Annotated in this window: 20 protein-coding genes; 14 read left to right on the top strand and 6 right to left on the bottom strand. The window is 34.6% G+C overall.

What is annotated here, in order from left to right:
- Positions 1-10: 10 nt before the first annotated feature.
- Positions 11-3,055, bottom strand: a complete 3,045-nt coding sequence (locus OXQ85_RS09145; protein WP_267403797.1) for a SusC/RagA family TonB-linked outer membrane protein — start codon at positions 3,053-3,055, stop codon at positions 11-13.
- Positions 3,056-3,388: 333 nt separating this feature from the next.
- On the opposite strand from OXQ85_RS09145, the gene OXQ85_RS09140 reads away from it, so the two are divergent.
- Positions 3,389-4,462, top strand: coding sequence for a phosphatidylinositol-specific phospholipase C1-like protein (locus tag OXQ85_RS09140; RefSeq protein WP_267403795.1), 1,074 nt, complete (start codon positions 3,389-3,391; stop codon positions 4,460-4,462).
- 342 nt (positions 4,463-4,804) lie between these two features.
- Here the strand turns inward: OXQ85_RS09140 and OXQ85_RS09135 are convergent, their stop codons facing one another.
- The gene (locus tag OXQ85_RS09135) at positions 4,805-6,592 is read right to left on the bottom strand and encodes a metallophosphoesterase (protein WP_267403793.1); all 1,788 of its coding nucleotides are present in this window, start codon (positions 6,590-6,592) and stop codon (positions 4,805-4,807) included.
- A gap of 71 nt (positions 6,593-6,663) precedes the next feature.
- A complete protein-coding gene (locus tag OXQ85_RS09130; RefSeq protein WP_267403791.1) occupies positions 6,664-7,494 on the bottom strand; it encodes a hypothetical protein in 831 nt (276 codons plus the stop codon).
- Between the two features lie 385 nt (positions 7,495-7,879).
- Between OXQ85_RS09130 and OXQ85_RS09125 the strand changes: the two genes are divergently transcribed.
- The 7 genes from OXQ85_RS09125 (at position 7,880) to OXQ85_RS09095 (ending at position 13,604) form a co-directional block, all read left to right on the top strand.
- Positions 7,880-8,068: a hypothetical protein gene (locus tag OXQ85_RS09125; protein ID WP_267403789.1), complete on the top strand. Its 189-nt coding sequence runs from the start codon at positions 7,880-7,882 to the stop codon at positions 8,066-8,068.
- 261 nt (positions 8,069-8,329) lie between these two features.
- Positions 8,330-9,967 (top strand): ATP-binding protein, encoded by a 1,638-nt coding sequence (locus tag OXQ85_RS09120; protein ID WP_267403788.1) that lies wholly within the window; start codon positions 8,330-8,332, stop codon positions 9,965-9,967.
- A 13-nt stretch (positions 9,968-9,980) separates the two neighbouring features.
- On the top strand, positions 9,981-10,646 hold the full coding sequence (locus tag OXQ85_RS09115) for a response regulator (RefSeq protein WP_267403787.1): 666 nt from the start codon (positions 9,981-9,983) through the stop codon (positions 10,644-10,646).
- 314 nt (positions 10,647-10,960) lie between these two features.
- On the top strand, positions 10,961-11,617 hold the full coding sequence (locus OXQ85_RS09110; RefSeq protein WP_267403786.1) for a hypothetical protein: 657 nt from the start codon (positions 10,961-10,963) through the stop codon (positions 11,615-11,617).
- Between the two features lie 12 nt (positions 11,618-11,629).
- On the top strand, positions 11,630-12,700 hold the full coding sequence (locus tag OXQ85_RS09105) for a type I restriction endonuclease (protein ID WP_267403784.1): 1,071 nt from the start codon (positions 11,630-11,632) through the stop codon (positions 12,698-12,700).
- A gap of 13 nt (positions 12,701-12,713) precedes the next feature.
- On the top strand, positions 12,714-13,007 hold the full coding sequence (locus OXQ85_RS09100; RefSeq protein ID WP_267403782.1) for a hypothetical protein: 294 nt from the start codon (positions 12,714-12,716) through the stop codon (positions 13,005-13,007).
- A gap of 18 nt (positions 13,008-13,025) precedes the next feature.
- On the top strand, positions 13,026-13,604 hold the full coding sequence (locus tag OXQ85_RS09095) for a hypothetical protein (RefSeq protein WP_267403780.1): 579 nt from the start codon (positions 13,026-13,028) through the stop codon (positions 13,602-13,604).
- 62 nt (positions 13,605-13,666) lie between these two features.
- Here OXQ85_RS09095 and OXQ85_RS09090 read toward each other — a convergent pair whose 3' ends face one another.
- The 3 genes from OXQ85_RS09090 to OXQ85_RS09080 form a co-directional block, all read right to left on the bottom strand.
- Positions 13,667-14,116 carry a GNAT family N-acetyltransferase gene (locus tag OXQ85_RS09090; RefSeq protein ID WP_267403880.1) on the bottom strand — a complete coding sequence of 150 codons (450 nt, stop codon included), beginning with the start codon at positions 14,114-14,116 and terminating at the stop codon, positions 13,667-13,669.
- Positions 14,109-14,735, bottom strand: coding sequence for a ribosome biogenesis GTP-binding protein YihA/YsxC (gene yihA / locus OXQ85_RS09085; RefSeq protein ID WP_267403778.1), 627 nt, complete (start codon positions 14,733-14,735; stop codon positions 14,109-14,111). Before yihA ends, OXQ85_RS09090 begins: the two co-directional genes overlap by 8 nt.
- 64 nt (positions 14,736-14,799) lie before the next feature.
- Positions 14,800-15,561: an alpha/beta hydrolase gene (locus tag OXQ85_RS09080; RefSeq protein ID WP_267403776.1), complete on the bottom strand. Its 762-nt coding sequence runs from the start codon at positions 15,559-15,561 to the stop codon at positions 14,800-14,802.
- Positions 15,562-15,834: 273 nt separating this feature from the next.
- Between OXQ85_RS09080 and mraZ the strand changes: the two genes are divergently transcribed.
- The 6 genes from mraZ (at position 15,835) to mraY (ending at position 22,605) form a co-directional block, all read left to right on the top strand.
- Entirely contained in the window at positions 15,835-16,293 is a 459-nt protein-coding gene (gene mraZ, locus OXQ85_RS09075; RefSeq protein WP_267403774.1) for a division/cell wall cluster transcriptional repressor MraZ, read from the top strand.
- Between the two features lie 37 nt (positions 16,294-16,330).
- The gene (gene rsmH, locus OXQ85_RS09070) at positions 16,331-17,224 is read left to right on the top strand and encodes a 16S rRNA (cytosine(1402)-N(4))-methyltransferase RsmH (protein WP_267403772.1); all 894 of its coding nucleotides are present in this window, start codon (positions 16,331-16,333) and stop codon (positions 17,222-17,224) included.
- Positions 17,225-17,314: 90 nt separating this feature from the next.
- Positions 17,315-17,683, top strand: coding sequence for an FtsL-like putative cell division protein (locus OXQ85_RS09065; RefSeq protein ID WP_267403770.1), 369 nt, complete (start codon positions 17,315-17,317; stop codon positions 17,681-17,683).
- Positions 17,667-19,658 (top strand): penicillin-binding transpeptidase domain-containing protein, encoded by a 1,992-nt coding sequence (locus tag OXQ85_RS09060; protein WP_267403768.1) that lies wholly within the window; start codon positions 17,667-17,669, stop codon positions 19,656-19,658. The genes OXQ85_RS09065 and OXQ85_RS09060 overlap by 17 nt, the downstream gene beginning before the upstream one ends.
- A 161-nt stretch (positions 19,659-19,819) precedes the next feature.
- Positions 19,820-21,280, top strand: a complete 1,461-nt coding sequence (locus tag OXQ85_RS09055; RefSeq protein WP_267403765.1) for a UDP-N-acetylmuramoyl-L-alanyl-D-glutamate--2,6-diaminopimelate ligase — start codon at positions 19,820-19,822, stop codon at positions 21,278-21,280.
- Positions 21,281-21,363: 83 nt separating this feature from the next.
- A complete protein-coding gene (gene mraY / locus OXQ85_RS09050; protein WP_267403763.1) occupies positions 21,364-22,605 on the top strand; it encodes a phospho-N-acetylmuramoyl-pentapeptide-transferase in 1,242 nt (413 codons plus the stop codon).
- Positions 22,606-22,610: the final 5 nt, after the last annotated feature.

Here is a 22,610-nt window from a genome sequence, read left to right as displayed (position 1 = left end):
TTAACTTAAATTAAAACTTAACAGTTACTCCTAAAATGAAAGTCTTTGCCGAAGGATATGTAGTGTAATCAATACCCAATGACTGGTTTCCTCCCACTTGCTTGTTGGTGTCTACCAAAGGATCATATCCCGTATAATTGGTAATCGTGAATACATTCTGAGCACTTACATACAGATTGATGCTTCTCAGAAATTTTAACTGATTCATATCGAAAGTATAGCCTAATCTCACATTATTCAAACGGATAAAGTCTGATTTTTCAAGATACAAAGAAGACAATTGCGGCTGATTGGTAAAACTTGCCCCAGAATCGTAGAAGTTTTTCAATACGTTTCTGTCTGAAGCCAGGTTGTTGATATTTAAATCCAGCGCGGTATTGTTTACCAAATATCCACCTGTTTGTCCGATAAATGAGAATGAGAAGTCAAACTTCTTATATTTCATATAAGAATTGATCCCGAAAGTGAAATTAGGAATGGCACCTTCGAAGATTTTTCTGTCATTCTGGTCTATTCTTCCGTCACCGTTTACATCTTCATAAATATACTTTCCGTTGGCATCGATTCCCTGATAATTCAGCATATAGAAAGATCCCGCTTCATATCCGTTTTTATAGATATTCGCCGTAACCCCTGAAAGCCCCGGCCCAGAAACCTCACCTGAATAAATTGCAGAAACCGGAAGCCCTTTAATCACATTATTAACTGTCGCTCCATTCACATCAAAATTCCAAGTGAAATTTTCGTTTTTAATAATTTCTGAACCTATAGAGAATTCGAAACCTTTATTTACAATTTGTGCATCTACATTTCTCCAAACGGTACTTGTAGGGCTCAACGGGCTTGAAGGAATATTAAGTATAGGATCTCTTGTTACCTTATTATAATATTCTAATGATCCGTACAATCTGTTTCTCCATAAGCTGAAATCTGCACCAATATTGGTTTGTTCCACCACTTCCCACTTCAGATCAGGATTTACCGTTCTGTTGATCACAACACCATTTACAAGATCTAAATTATCATACAAATAATATCCTGCCGACTGCGCCAGTGAAGAACTTGCTTGTGTAATTTTATTCGGAACCTCTTGGTTACCCGTCTGTCCCCAGCTTCCTCTTAATTTTAATTCATTAATAATTCTGGAATCTTTCAGGAAGTTTTCGTTAGACATCGTCCAGCCTACCGCTACTGAAGGGAAATATCCGTATTTATTGTTCAAGCCAAAACGTGTAGACCCATCGGCCCTTAATGAGGCGGTTAACAAATATTTCTTATCAAAGTTATAATTTACCCTTCCGAAGTACGATTGCAGCTCATTTTCCTGTGCATATCCCGCTCCCGGAACAAATGCTGTTCCTGAATATCCGGGGTTAATATCTGGTGAAATTCCCGCTCCTTTATCTGCAATATCCTTTACGCCAAAATACGTTCCTGTCGCTTTGAATTTCTGATAAGAGAAACCTCCCAGTAAACTAAAATTATGTTTATCTAAGCTAAGATCATATGTTAAATAATGCTCCAAAAGTACATTGTAAGAATCCAGATTAGCCTGAACGTATACTCCTTTCGGTGTTCTGTCGGTAAGGTTAGGATACATTGTGGTATTTCTTTCCGATACGGTTTTATCAATCCCTAAGTTGAATTTATAATTTAACCCCGGTAAGATTCTCAACGTTGCTTCTGTATTCCCTAATATCCTTGTGGTATTTGTTTTGTCTTCATACTTACTCAACAGATACAAAGGATTGTAGTGAGCATTCATGTTGAAGTTGGTATAATTTCCGTTTTGATCATACACCGAACGTGTAGGATTCGCCATTAAAGCGTGGATAATCACCTGCCCGTCTGATCCTGCATTGGCACCGTTTGGAATTCCGGTTTCCTTGATATCACTTGCGGTAAGGTTTAGCTTAATTTTTAATCTTTTATTATCAAAGAAAGATTCTTCAGCATTTAAACGGGCTGTTGTTCTTTTAAAACCACTGTTTAAAACGATACCATCCTGATCCATGTGAGAAAGGGAAGCAAAGTAATTTCCCGATTCTGTAGATTTTGAGAAGGAAACCGAATGATTCTGAGAAACTGCATTTCTGTAAATCTCATCCTGCCAGTCTGTACTTCCTCCGTGGTCGTATAATTTATCAATTCCTGCGCCTCTGTATTCATCAGCAGTCATCAGGTCTAATTTTTTAATCACCGAAGAAAAGCCTAAGTACGTATCATACGTAAACAAAGGATCTCCCTTCTTTCCTCTTTTCGTGGTTACCAAAACCACCCCGTTAGAACCTCTTGCTCCATAAATAGCAGCGGCAGAAGCATCTTTTAATACCGTGATCGATTCAATATCACTTGTATTCAAAAAGTTTAACGGGTTTTTTGCCTGCGCATTTCCTAAACCGACATTCGGCCCCGAAGCACTTACCGCATCATTACTCAACGGAACCCCGTCTACAACGAACAAAGGAGTACTTCCACTTCTGATGGAACCAATCCCTCTGATCGAAACATTCACTCCTGCTCCTGGCTCTCCACTGGTCTGAACAATACGAACCCCCGCAATTTTACCCTGCATCAGATTATCAACAGAAATATTCATTCCCTCTTTGAAATTTTCAGCTTTCAATTGGCTCACGGCACCCGTTAAGTCAGATTTTTTCTGAGATCCGTAACCTACCAAAGTCACTTCTTCAATAGAAGTGGCTTCTTTTTTAGATTGCAATTTTACAGAAACTGAAGTTCCGGTAATTTTAACCATCTGTACGGTATATCCGTCATAAGAAATGGATAGAGTTTGCCCGATGGCTGCAGAAATAGTAAAGTTTCCGGATGCATCGGTAGTTGCTGTGTCTCCGGTTTCCACAACGGTGATTTTGGCACCTTCAATGGTTGAACCGTCCTGATCTGTTACATTCCCGGAAATGGTTTCGTTCACCTGTGAAAAGACAGGATAGTTTGAAGTAAGTCCTTCAGCATTAGCTTGGTTGGCTACCAAAAAAAGTAACGCAATTGGAATTAGCTTTTTAAATTTAAAAAAATTAATTTTGTGGTACATATCAATAAGTAAAGTAATTGCACGACGTTACATTGCTTATTCAAAAGCCGCTGTTGTTCCCGCAACAGTGGTTTTGTTTTCAGTCAATCGCTAGTTTTTATTTTTCGGCATACAAAGTAAAAGCATCTACCACGAATTCATTTTAACATAATATTATCTTAAAATCAATAAAACATCAATAGCTATAAATGAGAAAATAGAATAATATTAATTATCAACCACTTATAAACGGACAATTTTCATCATTTACAAAAGCTTAAAAAACACTTAACATAATATATAAACAGCAGCCAGCGAAGAGTCGCTAATTTCGCATGTACAAAATTCGACGACATGAAAAAGGTAGTTTTCTTTGGCTTATATTTATCTACATTCCATCTATTTTGGTCACAATCTCAAAACCTTAATGATTTAAAAATCAACGAAATTCAGGTAATTGGCTCCCACAATTCTTATAAAAAGGCAATTCTTCCAGAAGTTTACAGTTATTTGGAAAAGAAAGATACGTTACATCTTTTACCAAGAATTCAGTATGAACACATCCCTATTCCCCAACAATTGGATCTGGGGCTGAGAAATCTTGAAATTGATGTATATGCCGATAGCAAAGGCGGAAAATATGCCCATCCGAAAATTTTGGATCTGGTAAAAACTACGGAGCCTTTTGACCCGACCGGAAAAATGAAAAAACCTGGCTATAAAATGATTCATATTACGGATATTGACTATCAAACATGGTATTATACGCTGGAAGATTGTTTAAAAGATTTAAAAAAATGGTCTGATGCACATCCTGATCACGATCCCGTTTTTATCACACTAGAACCAAAGGACGGAAAAACCAACCCATACGGAACTGAGCCCGAACATTATACTTCAAAACTTTTCGATGATTTGGATAATGAGTTGAAAAAATTCTTAGGAAAAGATAAAATCATCACACCCGATGATATTCGTGGTTCTTATAAAACGTTAAACGAAGCAGTCTTGAATAAAAACTGGCCAAAGGTAAAAGATGCGAAAGGTAAATTTCTTTTTGTACTGGATAATAACAGTGAAAACAGAGATTTGTATGCAAAAGGACATCCTTCGTTAAAAGGAAGAATGATCTTTACCAATTCTACACCGGGAACTCCAGAATCCGCAGTTTTATTTATGAATGAACCGAAAGATAACTCTAAAATTAAAGAACTTGCAAAACAAGGTTATATCATCCGAACCAGAGCCGATGCCGATACTATGGAAGCACGAAGTGAAGATTATTCGAGGTTTGAAAAAGCAAAAGAAAGCGGCGCGCAAATAATTACTACAGATTACTATTATCCTAGTAAATTATTCAAATCGCATTACAAGGTAAGTTTTGATAACAACACTTACGAAAGAAAGAACCCCGTAACAGGAAAATAAAACATTTTTACGATTAGATTTTGAAAGGAAGGACTATTGCATTTGCGATGGTCTTTCTGCTTTTACTTAACCACAAATGTCTCCTTTTATTCTCTCGCTGATTTTGCAGATAACGCAGATTTTTAAATGGAGTTCTGTAGTCAGTATGTTTTAAAAAAATTATTCGTGGATTCGCGGCAAATATTAAAAGTTTTTTCTGTGAAAACCTGTATACTTCGTAGGAAACAAGAGAACTAAAAACAAATGTTTTGTTAACTTTTGTAAACCTTAATCGTAAAGCTATTCAATTACTTTTGGACCTTTTGCGGTAAAATAAAACTTGCGCATTCGTAGCAAACAAAATTATAGCCTTTTTACCGTTTTTTCCTTCAAATCTATTTCAAAATGATCAGCCGGATCCCCGCTTGATAATAAGGATAAAATTTTAAATAAAGATTTCAACTGAACCATAAAAGGATCATGAGACTGATTTTCAATAAATAATTTTTCCAATACCTGATATTGCTCTAATCGTTCTGCAGGAATATCTTTCTTTGCCAATTCGTCTGCCGATTGAAATTTATACACATCCAACAGCAAATCATCAAAAGTCCACTCTTTAAAAGATTCTGAAGCAATCTTTTTTTCCTTTAATTGATTTTTATTTTGAATTAACAGCAGCAAATCTTCACCAGTTAATGTGCTTCCTTTCTGAATAAAATCTTTTGGCCAGTCGCTCGGAATCATTCGCAAACGAACCAACTCTTTCAAATGGAAAAGCATAAAATCATGATAGGATTTTGTTTTCAGAATATCTTTATTCCAAAGAATTTTAGACTGATTTTTCTGCAAAGCTTCGTACTCTTTTTCATACAAAGGAAATAATTCATCAAAATTCGGAACCTCATCTAAAATTTTTGTTTCTACTTCTACTTTCTCCGATGATTGAATCGTGAGAATTTTATACCCCGGTAAATAAGCCGCCAGCGACGGAACCTGAACATTCACCAACATATTATCTCCTATTTTTCGAATTCCCGTGTCATTAATATGCATATGTCCCGCAAAATGAATCTGCAATCCCGCATCTGCAAAAACTTTCGCTACTTCTTCCTGCGGAACGCGCTCTAGTTGCCATTTCTTCTCGCCAAGCAGATTTTTAATATCACTCGTTGCACCATCATTAAAATCGATCATTGGATAATGGGTAAATGCGATTAGAACTTTGTTATTTTTCTTCGCATCATCGGCAATCTTTTTTACCCATTGGATGAGGTGTTTTTTATTGGTGAGCACGTTATTATAGCCAATACTCGCTCCTTTATAATTGGAAGCATTTTGAGGATTTTCATAAATATTTTTCGGAATATATGTATTTCCGTCTATGGCAATCATCCAGACTCCTTGTACAGGCTCCACAACATAACTTAAATCAGGAACAGAAAAACCTTTCGCCACTTCATACATTCTTTTGGAATAATCTGCCGACTGCACAGCTTTTTTATAGGAATAGTTTTTAAATACATCTGAATCAAAAGGAGTACTCCAGAATAAATTTTCTTTTTTTGGATAGAAACCAAAGTATTTCAATTCATTTAAAATTTCTAAATATCCTGATTCCGCAATATCTTTAGTAATGATTTGATTATCTGCTTTTCCGATGTTTTCTTTGCTGTAAATACCTAAAGGATTGCCGTCTTTTCCCAGAAAATCATCTTTTCCACCTTCGTTTCGATATGGGCCAACCGGATCGTGATTTCCAGTTGTTAAATAAAAATTTATCCCATACTTCTGATGATATTGATTTAAAATATGATGAAGCCCACGGAGATTATACGCCTGTCCGTCATCTGAAAAATCGCCGGGCATTGCCACAATTTTGATCCCTTTGGCGGCAATATCATCCAAAGCTTTCAGAAAAGCAAAATAATTTTCATTGAAAATTCGTGTAGAATGCAACTGAGAATCCATTGTTCGTAAAATAGTTTGCTTTCCGGTTTTAGGATTCGTAATTCCTTTAAAATCATTATCCGAAAAGCTTCCGTACAAATCCTGAAAATGCACATCAGAAAGAAAAGCAATTTGCACAGGTTTTTGTGCTGAAAATAATGTTGTCACGAAAAACAGTAATGAGAATATCCCTTTATTCATTGTAAAATAAAGCGAAATTAGGCGTTTCTGAAACGAAATGTTTTACGCCAATTTTAATTAATTATGAAAAATTATTCTTCTTCAGTAGAATCTATTGGTAATCCTGCGTATTTATCAATCATAAAAGGAGTTGCTTTTCTTAGTTCTCTGCCATTATTAGGATCAATTCCATCTGCTGTAAAAAACTCAACTTCGCCGTTATATTTTGAATACCAAACCTTTCCTGCAGCATTCTCCACCGTTAAGGTATCTTTTCGTTCGATCCTTTTAAAATATTCCATCGTCTCATAATCAAAAGGAATTATTTGTCCGTAGATCGGGTTTTTATCTTCGCAATCCACGGGCTTATATTCACTTTTATCCCAATACATACAATGCGGTCTGGAATCTAAAATTCCTGCAAAACCAGCCCCTTTGGGTTTCTTGGAAAACATCACACTTCCACTGGCCAAACATAGCAAAAAAGCAATTTCTACAATGCCCATTCCGTTTTTCTTCATGAAATCTGGCATTTTGAAATGCTGCTCATTCGTAATATTGATGATAATATTCGAAAGTTTTTCAACAAGAGATTCTTCGTCTTGGTCAACGCTTATTTTCACCGTCGTTTTATTGGCTTCTTCATCATTTTTAATAAATGTTCGGGAGAAATCGGTGAAATTCTCATAACCAAGATATTGGCTCAACTTGTCAAGTATAAAAAGGTCTATATCAATTTCATTCTTTGTTTCCAAAACAAAAGCATCATAATATCTTGTTAAAGTCTTTTCTGAAATAATATTTGGAAAGCGTTCATCAAAATAAGTCCACAAATAGCCCGCTAAAGCATTTTTAGTCGTTTTTTCTGTCTCTTCTTTTGCTTTTTTAAATACTTCACGAATTAGTAGTTTTCTTTTGGACATAATTAGTTTTTAAAGGGCATTACAAAATAATAAATTCTTGACCGTGTCGCATTACGGTTTTCCGTAACACAATTCCTGTCCATTTGATGTCCATCGATGTCCATGTTTTGTCTAACCCTTGCCTGCCTTTATGCTCCATCTTTGCCATAACAAAATCAGTGATAAATAAAACATTATAAAAACAAATTTACAAAACTGATTTTAAAAACACCCGAAAAAACGGAGGTAAAACTCCGGGTTGGGAAGCAGATGTTTCTCCTCCGTTTTTGAAGGTTCACTTCCCAAAAAATTTTAGAAGCGCTTCGAAATTTTAAACGTGTACAGCTTGCGATCAATAGATCGTGAGAGGAAGAAAAATTTCAAAAATCTGAAAATTTTTTAAACAATGTTACAATTAATATTGATGCTATGGGGATTAGCATTCGGACATAATAACGCAAATACAGCAGCATGTAATCATAATAATAACGGACAAATAACCGTACAGAATTCGAGTATGCCAGGAGAAGGTGTAGATCCAGGGGGAAGTGATACGGGAGGAGATACAGCACCAACTCTTCCGCCTAAAAAATAAATAATCAGGAGGAGAATAATTTTTCTCCTCTTTGTATATTTGTAACAATCGATTAAGAAAACTAAAACTATGATCAATTTTTTAATAATGTTATCCGCATTTATATATTCAAATAATGGTACATTAAAAATTACATTTTGTAGAGTTGAGAATTTATCAATAATACAAAACAACTGTATCACATTACCTAAAATGAGATTTATACGAGATGTAATATCATCATCGTTTATAATTTAACCAATAGATTTTTAGTTTAGTATTATGATACGATATATACCCTTTCTTGTTTTTTTTCTTTTTTCTTGTAAAGAAAATCCCCCCACAAGCAGTGATGCTTTAAATGGTGATAAGCTATATAATGAAGGTATAAAATTACTCTCAATAGATGATGTTAATGCCTATTTGAAATTTCAACAAGCTATTGATTATTATTCAAATAAAAAAGATTCATCTAATATATCAAAAAGCTTGATTTGCCAAGCCATTGCACAAAAAAACAGGGGAGACCTACTTGGCGCCGAAGAAACGCTGGTGGAAGCTATGAAACATATGAAAGATGGTGACGAAAGTTTTTATTCTGTCTATGATACAATGGCTAATCTAAAATCTGATCAAAAAGAGTATAAAGATGCTATTAAATGGTATGATAAAGCTCTATCTGTACCAATAAATTCTGAGGAAAACAGAAATAATATCCTGTGTAATAAAGCCGCTTCAGAATTTAAATTAAATAACTACTCGAAAGCTTTAACTACATTAAGATCAATCAATTCTTCAGACCTAAAACTAAATAATAGAATAAAAACTTTAATTGAATATGTAAAATGGTTGGATAACAAAAGTTATAACCCACAAACAAATATGCTGGCAATTTTAGATAGTAAGCTACAAAATAATGATTTATGGGGCGCTAATTCAAGTTACGCTCATCTTGCTGAAATCAATGAAAAAACAAATCCTGCGTTATCATTATTCTATGCTAAAGAAATGTATAATGTAGCGATTAAGATTAAAAGTCCAGAAGATAAATTAGAGGCTGTTGAGAGAATAATATTAGTAGATAATCCTTCAAATTCTAAAAATATGTTTCTAGAATACAAAACTCTTGATGACAGCATACAAACAGCACGAAATACTTACAAAAATCGATTTGCTTTTATTAAATATGATACTGAGAAAAAAGAAGTCGATAACCAACGATTAAGAAACGACAAAATAGAAGATCAAAATAGCATTCTGAGATTATATATAGGAACCGCCATTTTGATTGTCATCATAATTATCATTATAGTTTTGTACAGAAGAAGACAGCTAAAATTAAAACTCGAAGTCAAAAACACCCAGCTTAAAATGTCTAAAAAAGTTCACGACGTGGTAGCCAACGGTATTTATCAGGTAATGACAAAGATTGAAAATCAGGAACATTTTGACAAAGATGAAGCGCTGGATGAGCTGGAATATGTTTATGAAAAATCAAGAGACATTTCTTATGAAAAGAATGAAATTAAAGATATACAGCCTTTTGATGAAAAAATTTCCGCGCTTATTGCTTCTTTCAAAAATGATACAGTAAACACTTATGTTGCCGGAAACGGAAAACAAATTTGGGAAAATTTACCAGCTTCTTCAAAAGATGAGGTGTATCAAATCATTCGGGAATTGCTCGTGAATATGAAAAAACACAGCCAGGCAAGCACCGTTGCTTTTAAATTTGAAAAGCTGAAGGATTCCATCACTATTCAATACACCGATAACGGGATTGGTATTTCCGGAGATCTTATCCGCAAAAATGGACTGACAAATACGGGAACCCGTATTGAAGCTATTCAGGGAAAAATTATTTTTGAAACCAATATCGAAAAAGGGTTGAAGATTTATATTTCTTTCCCTACATCTTAAAAAAAGACCAAAAATGTTCAAAAAAATTTTAATAGCCGAAGACCACGAAAGCATCAGTATTTCAGTACAAAAAACATTAGAAGAGCTGAATATTCCGACCGTAGATCATGTATATTATTGTGATGATGCATTAGCAAAGATTCAGAAATCGATTCGTGAAAATGAGCCTTACGATCTGCTGATCACCGATCTATATTATGAGGAAGATCACCATCCGCAAAATATCAAAGACGGAAAAGAATTGGTGGAAGAGGTTCGACAGCTTCAACCGGAATTAAAAGTAATAGTCTTCTCTGCGGAACATAAATCAGGCGTTATCCATTCTTTATTCAATGAAACTAAAATCAATGGCTATGTAAGAAAAGCCCGAAATGATTCTAAGGATTTGAAAAAGGCAATCGCTTCCGTGTATGTAAATGAAACTTACCTTTCTCTTGATCTTAAACAGGATGTGAAAAAACTCAACAGCTACGAGTTTACAGAGTATGATATTACTTTGGTTTCTCTCCTTTCGCAAGGTGTTTTGCTTAAAAATATTCCTGTTTACCTTAAAGCGAATAACATTAGGCCTAACAGTTTAAGCAGTGTTGAAAAAAGATTAAACAGTTTAAAAGAAGATCTGGAAGTGACAAGCAATGAGCAATTGGTTGCTTTTTGTAAAGATTTGGGGATTATTTAAATCTTAGAGCCTATTTAAGTTTATTGGAAAAACACAAAGGCGCAAGGTTTAATAAAAATATTCTTTTTATCATGCTGATGATCAATTTTATCGTAGATAAAATCCTTGAGCCTTAAAGCGCATTAAGATCTAAATAACTTTGTGCCTTTGCGAAAACCAACCGGAAATTTATTTTGATTAATTTTTTAAATAACTTCTTAATTAAAAACTTGTATATAGCCTTTCAATATTTTTGAAAGGTTTTTTGTTTTTACGGTTTCACGTAAGGAATACTTTTTAAAGGGTGATATTTTTGGCGTATCAAAAACAAACCAATGAATAAGATAACCATTAAGAGCAATCTAATTTTTTTTAAAATTTTAATTCTTGTGAGTTTCTCTTTTTTATCTCTCATAAGATGTACAAAACCAGATGTCACCAATGAAAAGGATTCATTTTTAAAAGATTCTATTAAAACTGAAGAAAAGAAACTTGACTTGAACGTTAGATTAAACAAAGAAATTGAAAGTTTAGAAAAGGATTTAGATTTATCCAAAAATGTTTCTTCCATGGATGGAATTACATTAGTTCTTGCTCTTTATAAATTTTATTCATCTATTATTAAAGAAGGTATAGAGAGTGATAAACCGGAAGAACAAGAGCTGGCTAAAAAACTCGAAAAAAAAGTGATTAACTCTCAAATAAAAGTGCTTCCAAAATTAAGACTGGTTTATTACAAACTTATAAAAGATAAACTTTGGGAAAATAATATAGATGTTAAGATTTTAAATTCTTCTAACAAAACACTTCAACTTACCGGAGGAATATTTGCTTCCAACAAAAATATTCAGGATACTCAATCAATGCTTCACGAAGCACTTTCCTTACTAAGATTTAAACAAATACAATATAAATGGTACTCAGGAGATGATGAGTTTACTTATTATAACTTAGACTCTCCGAAAGATTCCGAAATTATAGATTACAATTAAAAACTAATAACCATGGATCTTAAAATAAAACTTGAGCAATTACACCAAAAAGTGGTTGGCTTGAAAGACCAGATCAGTACAGAAGAAGCTACAAAAAATGCTTTTGTAATGCCTTTCATTCAAATTTTGGGTTATGACATTTTCAATCCGACAGAAGTTGTTCCCGAGCACGTTTGCGACATCGGAACAAAGAAAGGTGAAAAAGTAGATTATGTCATCAAAAATAATGACGAACCTATTTTTATTATCGAATGTAAACATTGGAAAGAAAGCGCAGACGCTCATAATTCACAGCTTCACAGATATTATCATGTTTCAAAAACAAGATTTGGAGTTTTAACCAACGGAATTATTTACAATTTTTACACAGATCTTGAAAAGCCGAATATTATGGATGAAAAACCATTTTTTACCATCAATATTGAAGATTTAAAAGACAGTTCTATTAAAATTTTAGAAAGCTTTACTAAAAAAGATTATAATCTCAACAGTATTTTGGATTCTGCCGAAGCATTGAAATATATCAAAGCCATCCGAAAAGAGTTTGAAAAGGAAATAGAAAATCCTTCTGATGAATTGGTAAAACTGTTAGTGAACCGTTTTTTCGAAAAACCTTTAACGGCCAATAGAATGATTTCTTTTAAAGAATATGCAAAGAAAGCTTTAGCCACTTCAATTAATGAGTCGATAAGTTTCAGATTAAAATCTGCGCTGAGCATTAATGAACAAATTGAAAAGCAAGAAGATGAGATAAAAACAGCCGCACCTATTGATGAAAATAATGATTCGAAAATTGTAACAACCGAAGAAGAATTGGAAGGATTTCAAATTGTAAAAGCTATTGTAAGAGAGAAAATTCCGGCATCAAGAATTGCTTATAGAGACACTCTTTCTTATTTCGGAATTCTGTTGGATGACAATAATAGAAAACCAATTTGCAGGCTACATTTTAATACCGCCAATAAATATCTTGAGACTTTTCACAACGGTAAAGATGCCGGAGAAAAATTTTTATTAAATAGTCTTGATGAAATCTATAACTACAGAGAGCAACTACACAAAACACTAGAAAATTATATTTAAAAAACTAATAACCATGAAAAAATTACTATTTACAAGCCTTTTAGGTTTAGGATTATTATTACCAACTACTTTTTCGGCAGCTGAAAAAAGTACAACTTCAGCAACAGAATATTACACAAAAAAGCCAAAGAAAAAATCGAAGAAATCGAAGAAAAGCAGATCATCAAAATCATATTCTAAAAGCAGCAGCAAAGGATGTACCTATAACGGACATCAATTATATGTTGGTGAAAGAGGCGGTTGTTATTATTATGCAGGAAAAAGCAAACAGTATGTTAAAAGAGCTTATTGTTCAAATTGTAATTAATTCTAAAAACGAATAATCATGAAATTCAAATTATTATTACTTTTTATATTTTCATTCTCATTTCTAGCTCAAGTTGAAGCACAAAGAAGAACAACCAGCGTAAGAGGTTATACAAGAAAGGACGGAACATATGTAAGACCTCATACAAGATCATACAATTCGGGAAGTGGATATTCTTCATCATATAGTTCATCTCCTACATCAAACATCAACTATTTAAATTCTTCGATAAACAGCTCAAAGGAAGAATATACTCCTTCTGAAACTTTTCAGGAAGAAGGAATTCAGAATTCAAAATTATCTGTTACTGAAGATAAAAATTCTGGAACAAAAATATATTTATCCGTTTTATACTATAATGATAAAATAATTGACATTTGTCCCATCACCAAAAGTTACCAAGACTGGGATTTTAATAGAGTTTATCATTCTTTTAATAAAAGCTTAATAACCGCAGAAGACACGTTAGAACTAATAACAAACTACAATTGGACAGTTCGCGGAGAAAATGTTACAAAAAATTTTGAATATGAATATTCGAAAAAAGGAAATCCAAAATTTTTGAAGAAAAAGATTGAGGTACTCTATATTAAATAACCATAAAAAAACACTTTCATATACATTACCAAAAAACGCGAAGATTTATCCTCGCGTTTTTTTTATTTTCTCAACATTTCCGTGTGCGGAATGTTATCTTCTAAATATTTTTTTCCGGTATCTTCAAAACCGAAGTCTCCGTAAAATCTCAACAGATAATCCTGTGCAGAAATTCTGATTTCCGAAGTATGAAAACGGTTTTCGATGGTTTCAACAGCATATTGTATCAAAAGCTTTCCAAGTTTTTTTCCTCTTGCTTTTTCTGTTGTTAAAACTCTTCCGATTGAAGCTTCATCATACTTTATCCCTTTATCAAAAATTCTGCAATTTGCTAAAATTTCACCATCTTCTTCTGCCCAAATGTGAATGGCTTTCTGATCATAATTATCTAAATCTGGATAAGGACAATTTTGCTCGATCACAAAAACATCAATTCTGGCTTTTAAAACATTGTATAATTCAGGAACCGTAAATTCGTCAAAAGTTTTGATCTTCCAGACAATATTACTCATCATCAAAGCTTACATTATTATTGATTAAAAACTCATTGGTTTTCTGAATAAAATCCAGGATTTTATCACCTCCCTCCTTTTTCTCAGCAGAAGTTACATACAATTCCGGAAGATCTTCCCAAGTTTTATGAAGTTCGGCTTTATAATCTTCAACATTCTTAATCACAATATTCGGTTTCAGCTTATCTGCTTTTGTAAACACGATAGAAAACGGTACTCCACTTTCTCCACACCATTGGATAAATTCCAAATCGATGGTTTGTGGCTTATGTCTCGAATCTACCAGTACAAAAAGATTAACTAGATTTCTTCTGTTCAGAATATAATTGGTAATCAGTTTTTCGAAATCTTTTCTGATAGATTTTGAAACCTTTGCATATCCATATCCCGGTAAATCGGTAAGATACCAGGTCTCATTCACTAAAAAATGATTAATAAGCTGAGTTTTTCCAGGCGTTCCGGAAGTTTTGGCCAGATCTTTATGATTCATCATTGCATTGATCAGCGATGATTTTCCCACATTAGACCTTCCGATAAATGCGTATTCCGGAAGATTCGGGTCTGGGCAATCCTGCCATTTTCCGCTGCTCTTTACAAACGTTGCTGTTTTAATAACCATTTGACTATTTTTTAGAAAAATAAACCATTAAGAAAAGCTCTTAATGGTCATTTATATTTTAATTTTAAACTTTATCTTTTACCCAGTTGTAGAGAATTTCGTTGAATTCATCTGGTTTTTCCATCATCGCCGCATGCCCGCATTTATCAATCCAGAACAGATCCGAATTCGGAATAAATTTGTGCATGTCTTCTGCAACCTCAGGAGGTGTTACATTATCCTGTTTTCCCCAAATCAGACACGTCGGCGTCGTAATTTTAGGCAAATCATTCAGCATATTGTGTTTGATGGCGCTTCTGGCTAACATGACGGTTTTAATTCCCTTCATTCTGTCGTTTACCACGCCGAAAACTTCATCTACCAAATCTTCAGTCGCTACCGCAGGATCATAAAAAACTTCTTCCGTCTTTTTTCTGATATACGAACGGTCATTCTTTCTCGGAAAACTATCTCCGAAAGTTCTTTCGTATAAACCAGAACTCCCTGTAAGCACCAAATTTTTAACCAAATCAGGTCTTGCCAATGTTAAAATTAGCCCAACATGACCTCCCATAGAATTTCCTACAATGGTAACCGGCCCGTTGATGTGGCTCTCTATAAACTTGATAATATATTTCGCTATCGTCGTGAGATTCGTATTGAGTACCGGCAAATCGTAGATCGGCAACTGAGGAACATATACTTTGAAACCTCGGTCTGAAAAAAAATCTACCATCTTATCGAAATTACTCAAACCACCCATTAACCCGTGCAGCAGCACCAATGGATGTCCTTCTCCCGCCTCAACAAAAGTATATTTCTTTTCTTTTTTTGTACTAAATATCATATAATGCCTGTAATAAAGCCTTGCAAAAATACAAATTAAACCTCAAAAATATTTTGATTACCCTAATTTAAAATAAAAATAATATAATAATCTGCTTTTTAACTTTTTTTTTGAAAATCTCTTTCATATGGCTTGAATAATACTTTCAACAACCCTCAAAATATCAATAGATTACAGCGTTTACCTTAAATCTTTAATAAAACTTATTAACATTAAGGGAAAAAGTGGGAAAAAGTGGGAAATTTTGGAAATTATTATATAAATTTGCTCCAAATGAAAAGTTTCATTGGGACATATGAGTGTAAAATTGACGACAAAGGCCGCCTGAAAGTTCCTTCATCTCTAATTAATCAGATGGAAAACTTCGACGACAAGGCGTTTGTAGTCAAGAGATCTGTGTTCCAACCTTGCCTGGAGGTTTATCCCATGAATGCCTGGGATAAAATGATGGGCAAAATTAATAAACTGAACAGATTCATTAAAAAGAATGCTGATTTCATTAGAATGTTTACGGCAGGCGTAAAAACTGTAGAGTTGGATAATGCGGGAAGATTACAGATTTCAAAAGACCTTATGGCTTTCGCACATCTTCAGAAAGATATTGTGATTACCAGCGCAGGAGAATTATTTGAAATTTGGGATAAAGAAGCGTACGAGAAAGTAATTTCTACCGATGAGATAGATTTTGCAAGCCTCGCCGAAGATGTAATGGGCTCATTCGAGGAAGAATAACCACGCGATTGAAAAGCGTTAAAAAACACAATTAGACATGTATCATAACCCCGTTTTGTTGAAGCAAAGTGTTGATGATTTGGTGACGAATCCAGACGGAACATACGTGGACTGTACTTTTGGTGGCGGTGGCCATTCAAGAGAGATCCTGAGCAGACTTTCTGATAAAGGAAGATTGTTCAGCTTTGACCAGGATTTAGACGCTCTTAAAAATACAATTGATGATCCGAGATTTACATTAATCAATCAGAATTTCAGATTTCTGGAAAACTCTTTACTTATGTACGGAGTTCCTCAGGTAGACGGAGTTTTGGCAGATCTTGGTGTATCTTCTCACCAGTTTGATGAGGCCGACAGAGGTTTCTCCACAAGAAGCAACGCTCCGCTGGATATGAGAATGAATGTAATGCAGGGATTGGATGCTAAAAGAGTAATCAACGATTACGATGAAGAGCAGCTTGCCGATATTTTTTACTATTACGGTGAATTGAGAGAAGCAAGAAAGTTGGCGCGAGACATCGTTCATCACAGAAAAACGAAAAGCATCGAAACAACGGAAGATCTGAAGAAATTATTCAGCTACCTTCCACCGCATAAAGTGAATAAATTTTATGCTCAATTGTTTCAGGCCATTAGAATTGAAGTGAACCAAGAATTGGAAGTTTTAAAAGAAATGCTGGTTCAGGCTTACAATGTTTTAAAACCGGAAGGAAGACTGGTTGTAATTTCTTACCACTCGTTGGAAGACAGATTGGTAAAAAGATTTTTGAAAAACGGAATGTTTGAAGGCGAGCCCGAAAGAGACATTTACGGAAATTATAAAAAAGCATTCGAACTGGTAAAGAGCAAAGCGATTATCCCTGATGATAAGGAAATCGAAGAAAACTCAAGAGCCAGAAGTGCTAAAATGAGAACAGGAATAAAAGTTTAAAAGTGAATGAGTGAATTGTTAATCGTGAATTTTTAAAATTGACAATTGACCAACGAAGTGAATTCACTGTAAAGCAAATTGACATTTAAAGTGGCAAAAAGAGCAACAACAAATCGCCCTCAGAAGAAATTAACTTTTATAGACATTATAAAAGGTAATTTCCTGAATCGTGATGAGATAAAAGTACATTACAAGTATTTTTTATTGTTGTTTGTGCTAATGATGGCGATGATCTACACCAATCATTTGGTGAATAAAAAGATCAAGATCGTAAATACATTAAAAGAAGAAACAGAAGAATATAAATCGAGAAACGCTTACGCACAAAGTAAGCTGATAAAAGTAAAAATGGAATCGGAGCTGGGGAAAGAGGTTGCAAAGGATTCTTTGATGACCTTGGAAAATCACCCTCATAAATTGCTCATAAAACTGGACAGTACAGATGCAAAAGCCAAGTGAATACGATAACAAGCGTAAAAATACCTTAAGGTGGGGCTACCTCTTCGCAGTGGTAGCTTTGTGCGTATTTGTCATGTTCCTTGCGAGAATCGTCATCTTGCAAAACACAAACGTTCAGGAAATTAAAGACGATTACATTAATAAAAATTACCGCGAAGCAACTTTAAAAGCAGCACGTGGTAATTTATTTGCTTCAGACGGTTCTATTTTAGCAACAACAGTAATGCGTTATGATATCTATCTGGATTTCAAAACAATGAAAGACACGATTTATACGAATAATGTTGGCGCTTTAACGGATTCTTTAAGCAAAATGTTCGGAAAATCTAAAATTGAATTCAGAAAAAAATTCGACGAGCAAAGAAAAAAGAAAAATCAATATTATACCTTGGTGAAAGGGCTGGATTTTGATCAGTACGACAGAATCAGAAATTTCCCGATTTTTAATAAAGGTAAAAATAAAGGTGGTTTTATCGTTGACAGAAACTACAAACGAGAACTGGCAACTTCCGAAATCGGAGCCGGAACCATCGGAATGGATGATGGCGAACATACCGCAGGTCTTGAAGGTGCTTTTTCTAAATATTTAAGAGGAACCGATGGGAAAAGATTAGAGCAAAGAATCAACTCTTCTCAATGGAAGCCGATTGATTTCTGGAAAGTTCAGGAACCTGTGGATGGCGAAGATGTTTACACTACTTTAGATCTTAGAATTCAGGACATTGCGCACTCCGCTTTGCAGAAGCAGCTGATTAATTTCGAAGCAAAACACGGCACCGTGGTGGTGATGGAAGTTGAAACCGGGAAAGTTCGCGCTTTGGTTAATTTAAGAAGAGATGAAGACGGAAATTATGTCGATTCTTATAATTACGCTTTAAAAGATAATATTGAACCTGGTTCTACTTTTAAAACGATTTCGTTGTTAGCCGCGATGGATGACGGCTTTATTGATGAAAATACAACCGTAAATGTAGGAAACGGCGTTTGGGTCTATGCAAAACAAAGAATTTCAGACGGCCACGGCGGAGGAACATATGACATCAGTGATGTTTTGGCAAAATCCAGCAACGTAGGAACCGCCAAACTGATTACAAAATATTACGCCGAAAAACCTCAGATTTTTCTAGATCATCTGAAGCGCTGGAAATTATTTGATAAAATGGAGATCGAGCTTCCAGGAATTACCAAACCGAAGATCGTAACTCCACAAAATAAAAGATGGAATGCTGCCACATTAGCGTCAATTGCTTACGGATATTCCTCAAACATCAATTTATTACAATTAGCAACTTTCTATAACGGAGTTGCTAATAATGGTAAAATGCTGAAGCCTTTATTCATCGATAAAATCATGAAAGATGGCAAAGTAATGTATCAGGCTAAACCGGAAGTGATGGTTAACAGAATGGCATCTGAAAAGGCAATTAAAATGATGACCAATGCTTTAACAAAAGCCGTGGAAAAAGGAACCGGACGAAGTATTTTCACACCAAATTTAAAAATGGCAGGGAAAACCGGAACAGCAAGATTTGAATATTGGCTACCTGGTCCGATGAAGTATCGCGCATCGTTCGCAGGCTTCTATCCGGCTGATAATCCGAAATATACCTGTTACGTCATGATCAGCGAGCCGAATACTTCTAAAGGATTTTACGGAGGAACCGTTTCCGCGCCTGTCTTTAAAGAAATTGCAGGAAAAACGTTCTTAAAAACGCCACAAAACATTGAAAAAGAAATGCTTGTCGACAAAAAGGTAAACCTTAGCAAAATGGTGGAACCTAATGTAAAAATAGCAGTTAACAATAAACAAATGCCAAGTGTAGTCGGATTAATCGGTAAAAATGTAATCCCACAATTGGAAAATTTAGGATATCGTGTAGACTTCAAAGGAGTGGGAAGAATTACAGAACAGTTCCCGTTGGAAGGCACAACGATTAGTAAAAATCAGAGAATTTATTTGTCTCTGCAGAATTAAAAAAGAGTCCTGAAAGGACGATTTAAAACAGAATAGGATGAAAATCCTATTCAACAAAATGCAATAACGAACCCGAAGGGTTCAATATCAATAGCCGTAAGTGAAACTTATGGACTTCTAAAATAAGAAGGAAAGAATTAAAAATATAAAGCATCAAAGAAATGCAGTTAAATGAATTATTAAAAAGAATTCCAGTGTTGGAAATTCACGGTGACGACACTCGTGAGGTTTCCGAATTGGTTTTCGACAGTAGAAAGGTTACGGAAAACTCTTTGTACATCGCAATGAGAGGAACGGTTGTGGATGGACATTCATTTATTGCATCTTCGGTTGAAAAAGGAGCAACAACAATTGTTTGCGAAGAATTTCCTGAAAATCTGGATGAAAATGTGACTTACGTTAAAGTAAAAGATTCATCTAAAACTTTAGGACATTTAGCTTCTAATTTTTTCGGAAATCCTTCTGAAAAATTAAAATTAATCGGAGTTACAGGAACCAACGGAAAAACTTCTGTTTCCACCCTGCTTTTTGATGTATTTAAAAATTTAGGTTACGATTCTGCTTTACTTTCTACGGTTGAGATCAGAATTGGAGATCAGGTAATTCCGGCAACGCATACGACTCCGGATATTATTACCATTAATAAAATCTTAGCTCAGGCGGTTGAGGAAGGTTGCGAATTTGCTTTCATGGAAGTGAGTTCTCACGGGATTGCCCAACACAGAATCGAAGGGCTTCATTTTAAAGTAGCTGGTTTCACAAATTTAACGCACGATCATTTAGACTATCATAAAACTTTTGATGAGTATTTAAAAACGAAGAAAAGATTTTTTGATCAATTGGAAGATACTGCCGTTGCTATCACGAATGTGGATGATAAAAACGGAAATGTCATGCTTCAAAATACAAAAGCAACAAAAAGGTCTTATGCATTGAAAACAATGGCAGATTACCACGGAAAATCTTTGGAAGTTGATTTCAACGGAATGTTGCTGAACTTCAACGGAAAAGAATTCTGGACGACATTGACTGGAAAATTCAATGTGTACAATTTACTATTGGTTTTTGGAATTGCTTCTGAACTTGGTTTTGAACAGGATGAAATTTTGCAGGCGATCAGTCAGTTAAAAAGAGTTTCCGGAAGATTTGAAACTTTCAAATCAGACGGCGGAATTTTCTTCATTGTAGATTATGCGCACACTCCGGATGCTTTAGAAAACATCTTGGACAGCATTAATGATATCAGAACAAAAAACGAAAGGTTAATCACGGTTTTCGGATGCGGAGGCGACAGAGATCACTCCAAAAGACCTGAAATGGGAAATATTGCTACGAAAAAATCGACGTTGGCAATCATCACTTCAGACAACCCAAGAACAGAAGATCCGGCAGTAATCATAAAGGAAATTGAAGCGGGTGTTGAACCTCAGAACTTCAGCAAATACACTTCAATTCCCGACAGAAAAGAAGCCATTAAAATGGCGATAAAGTTTGCAGAACCAAAAGATATCGTTCTAGTAGCCGGAAAAGGTCACGAAACATATCAGGAGATTAATGGTGTGAAACATCATTTTGATGACAAAGAGACAATTAATGAGCTTTGGAAATTAATGAGTAAGTAAAAATTTATAATCGATAATTGATCCATCTTAATTGATTTTTATCATTTATCAATAATTATTTATCATTTATAAAAAATAAAAGAATGTTATACTATCTATACGAATATTTAACCGCCCACGGAATCCACGTTCCCGGATTGGGAATGTTGAAATACATTTCTTTCCGCGCAGGAATGGCGGTTTTATTTTCTTTGATCATTGCTCTTGTATATGGTAAAAGAATCATCAACTATCTGAGAACAAAACAGATGGGCGAATTGGTTCGTGATCTTGGTCTAGACGGTCAAAAACAAAAAGAAGGAACTCCTACAATGGGAGGTCTTATCATTATTTTGGCTACAATCATTCCGGTATTGCTATTTACCAGAATTACAAATGTTTACATCGTTCTTTTATTGGTTTCCATGCTTTGGATGGGTGCTATTGGTTTCCTGGATGATTACTTAAAGAAAATCAAGAAAAACAAAGATGGTTTAAGTGGTAAATTTAAAATTATCGGGCAAGTCGGATTAGGGTTAATTATCGGAGTTACAATGTATTTCCATCCTGACATTACGGTTAAAAGAAAATATGCAGATGCCAAAGTAGTGAACAGAAATAATGTTGAACAGAATTTTATGCCAACAGAAAAAATCACTGTGTCTACCGTTCCATTTACAAAAAATAACGAATTCGATTATAGCGGAATTTTATTCTGGATGAACGACAAAGATGCTCACGAATGGGCTTGGATTGTTTTTATCCCGATTGTTATTTTCATCGTAACAGCCGTATCAAACGGAGCCAATATTACAGATGGGATTGATGGTCTCGCCGCAGGAACAAGTGTTGTTATCCTTCTTGTTTTGGCCTTATTCGCCTATGTGTCCGGAAACATCATTTTTGCAGATTATCTAAATATTATGTTCCTGCCCAATATGGGAGAAACCACCATTTTCGCAGTTGCCATGGTAGGTGCCGTGATCGGATTTTTCTGGTACAATACCTATCCAGCACAGGTTTTTATGGGAGATACAGGAAGTTTAATGCTAGGTGGCGTTATTGCCGTTTTAGCGGTTATTTTAAGAAAAGAACTCTTGATTCCCGTGTTATGCGGAATCTTTTTAATTGAAAATCTATCTGTAATGCTTCAGGTAGTTGTTTTTAAATATAGAAAAAGAAAACACGGGTTGGAATATGCCCAAAATAATAGACTATTCAAAATGTCACCATTACACCATCATTATCAGAAAGACGGTTTCCACGAAAGTAAAATCGTAAACAGAATGATAATTATCGGAGTAATTCTGGCAATTGTTTGTCTGATAACACTGAAGATGAGATAAAAAAA

This window comes from Chryseobacterium sp. GM_Chr_2, from assembly GCF_026540445.1.
Lineage (GTDB): Bacteria > Bacteroidota > Bacteroidia > Flavobacteriales > Weeksellaceae > Chryseobacterium.
The sequence above is the reverse complement of the archived record's forward strand: the minus strand, read 5'-3'. Positions and strand labels throughout refer to the sequence as shown.

What these genes read in the sequence shown, in the direction of transcription:
- OXQ85_RS09110 (WP_267403786.1), top strand. Translation starts at nt 10,961, where the DNA reads ATGAATAAGATAACCATTAAGAGCAATCTAATTTTTTTTAAAATTTTA.
- rsmH (WP_267403772.1), top strand. Translation starts at nt 16,331, where the DNA reads ATGTATCATAACCCCGTTTTGTTGAAGCAAAGTGTTGATGATTTGGTG.
- OXQ85_RS09115 (WP_267403787.1), top strand. Translation starts at nt 9,981, where the DNA reads ATGTTCAAAAAAATTTTAATAGCCGAAGACCACGAAAGCATCAGTATT.
- OXQ85_RS09095 (WP_267403780.1), top strand. Translation starts at nt 13,026, where the DNA reads ATGAAATTCAAATTATTATTACTTTTTATATTTTCATTCTCATTTCTA.
- mraZ (WP_267403774.1), top strand. Translation starts at nt 15,835, where the DNA reads ATGAAAAGTTTCATTGGGACATATGAGTGTAAAATTGACGACAAAGGC.
- OXQ85_RS09090 (WP_267403880.1), bottom strand. Translation starts at nt 14,116, where the DNA reads ATGAGTAATATTGTCTGGAAGATCAAAACTTTTGACGAATTTACGGTT.
- OXQ85_RS09080 (WP_267403776.1), bottom strand. Translation starts at nt 15,561, where the DNA reads ATGATATTTAGTACAAAAAAAGAAAAGAAATATACTTTTGTTGAGGCG.
- OXQ85_RS09055 (WP_267403765.1), top strand. Translation starts at nt 19,820, where the DNA reads ATGCAGTTAAATGAATTATTAAAAAGAATTCCAGTGTTGGAAATTCAC.
- OXQ85_RS09120 (WP_267403788.1), top strand. Translation starts at nt 8,330, where the DNA reads ATGATACGATATATACCCTTTCTTGTTTTTTTTCTTTTTTCTTGTAAA.
- OXQ85_RS09130 (WP_267403791.1), bottom strand. Translation starts at nt 7,494, where the DNA reads ATGTCCAAAAGAAAACTACTAATTCGTGAAGTATTTAAAAAAGCAAAA.
- OXQ85_RS09060 (WP_267403768.1), top strand. Translation starts at nt 17,667, where the DNA reads ATGCAAAAGCCAAGTGAATACGATAACAAGCGTAAAAATACCTTAAGG.
- yihA (WP_267403778.1), bottom strand. Translation starts at nt 14,735, where the DNA reads ATGGTTATTAAAACAGCAACGTTTGTAAAGAGCAGCGGAAAATGGCAG.
- OXQ85_RS09125 (WP_267403789.1), top strand. Translation starts at nt 7,880, where the DNA reads ATGTTACAATTAATATTGATGCTATGGGGATTAGCATTCGGACATAAT.
- OXQ85_RS09105 (WP_267403784.1), top strand. Translation starts at nt 11,630, where the DNA reads ATGGATCTTAAAATAAAACTTGAGCAATTACACCAAAAAGTGGTTGGC.
- OXQ85_RS09140 (WP_267403795.1), top strand. Translation starts at nt 3,389, where the DNA reads ATGAAAAAGGTAGTTTTCTTTGGCTTATATTTATCTACATTCCATCTA.
- mraY (WP_267403763.1), top strand. Translation starts at nt 21,364, where the DNA reads ATGTTATACTATCTATACGAATATTTAACCGCCCACGGAATCCACGTT.
- OXQ85_RS09145 (WP_267403797.1), bottom strand. Translation starts at nt 3,055, where the DNA reads ATGTACCACAAAATTAATTTTTTTAAATTTAAAAAGCTAATTCCAATT.
- OXQ85_RS09135 (WP_267403793.1), bottom strand. Translation starts at nt 6,592, where the DNA reads ATGAATAAAGGGATATTCTCATTACTGTTTTTCGTGACAACATTATTT.
- OXQ85_RS09100 (WP_267403782.1), top strand. Translation starts at nt 12,714, where the DNA reads ATGAAAAAATTACTATTTACAAGCCTTTTAGGTTTAGGATTATTATTA.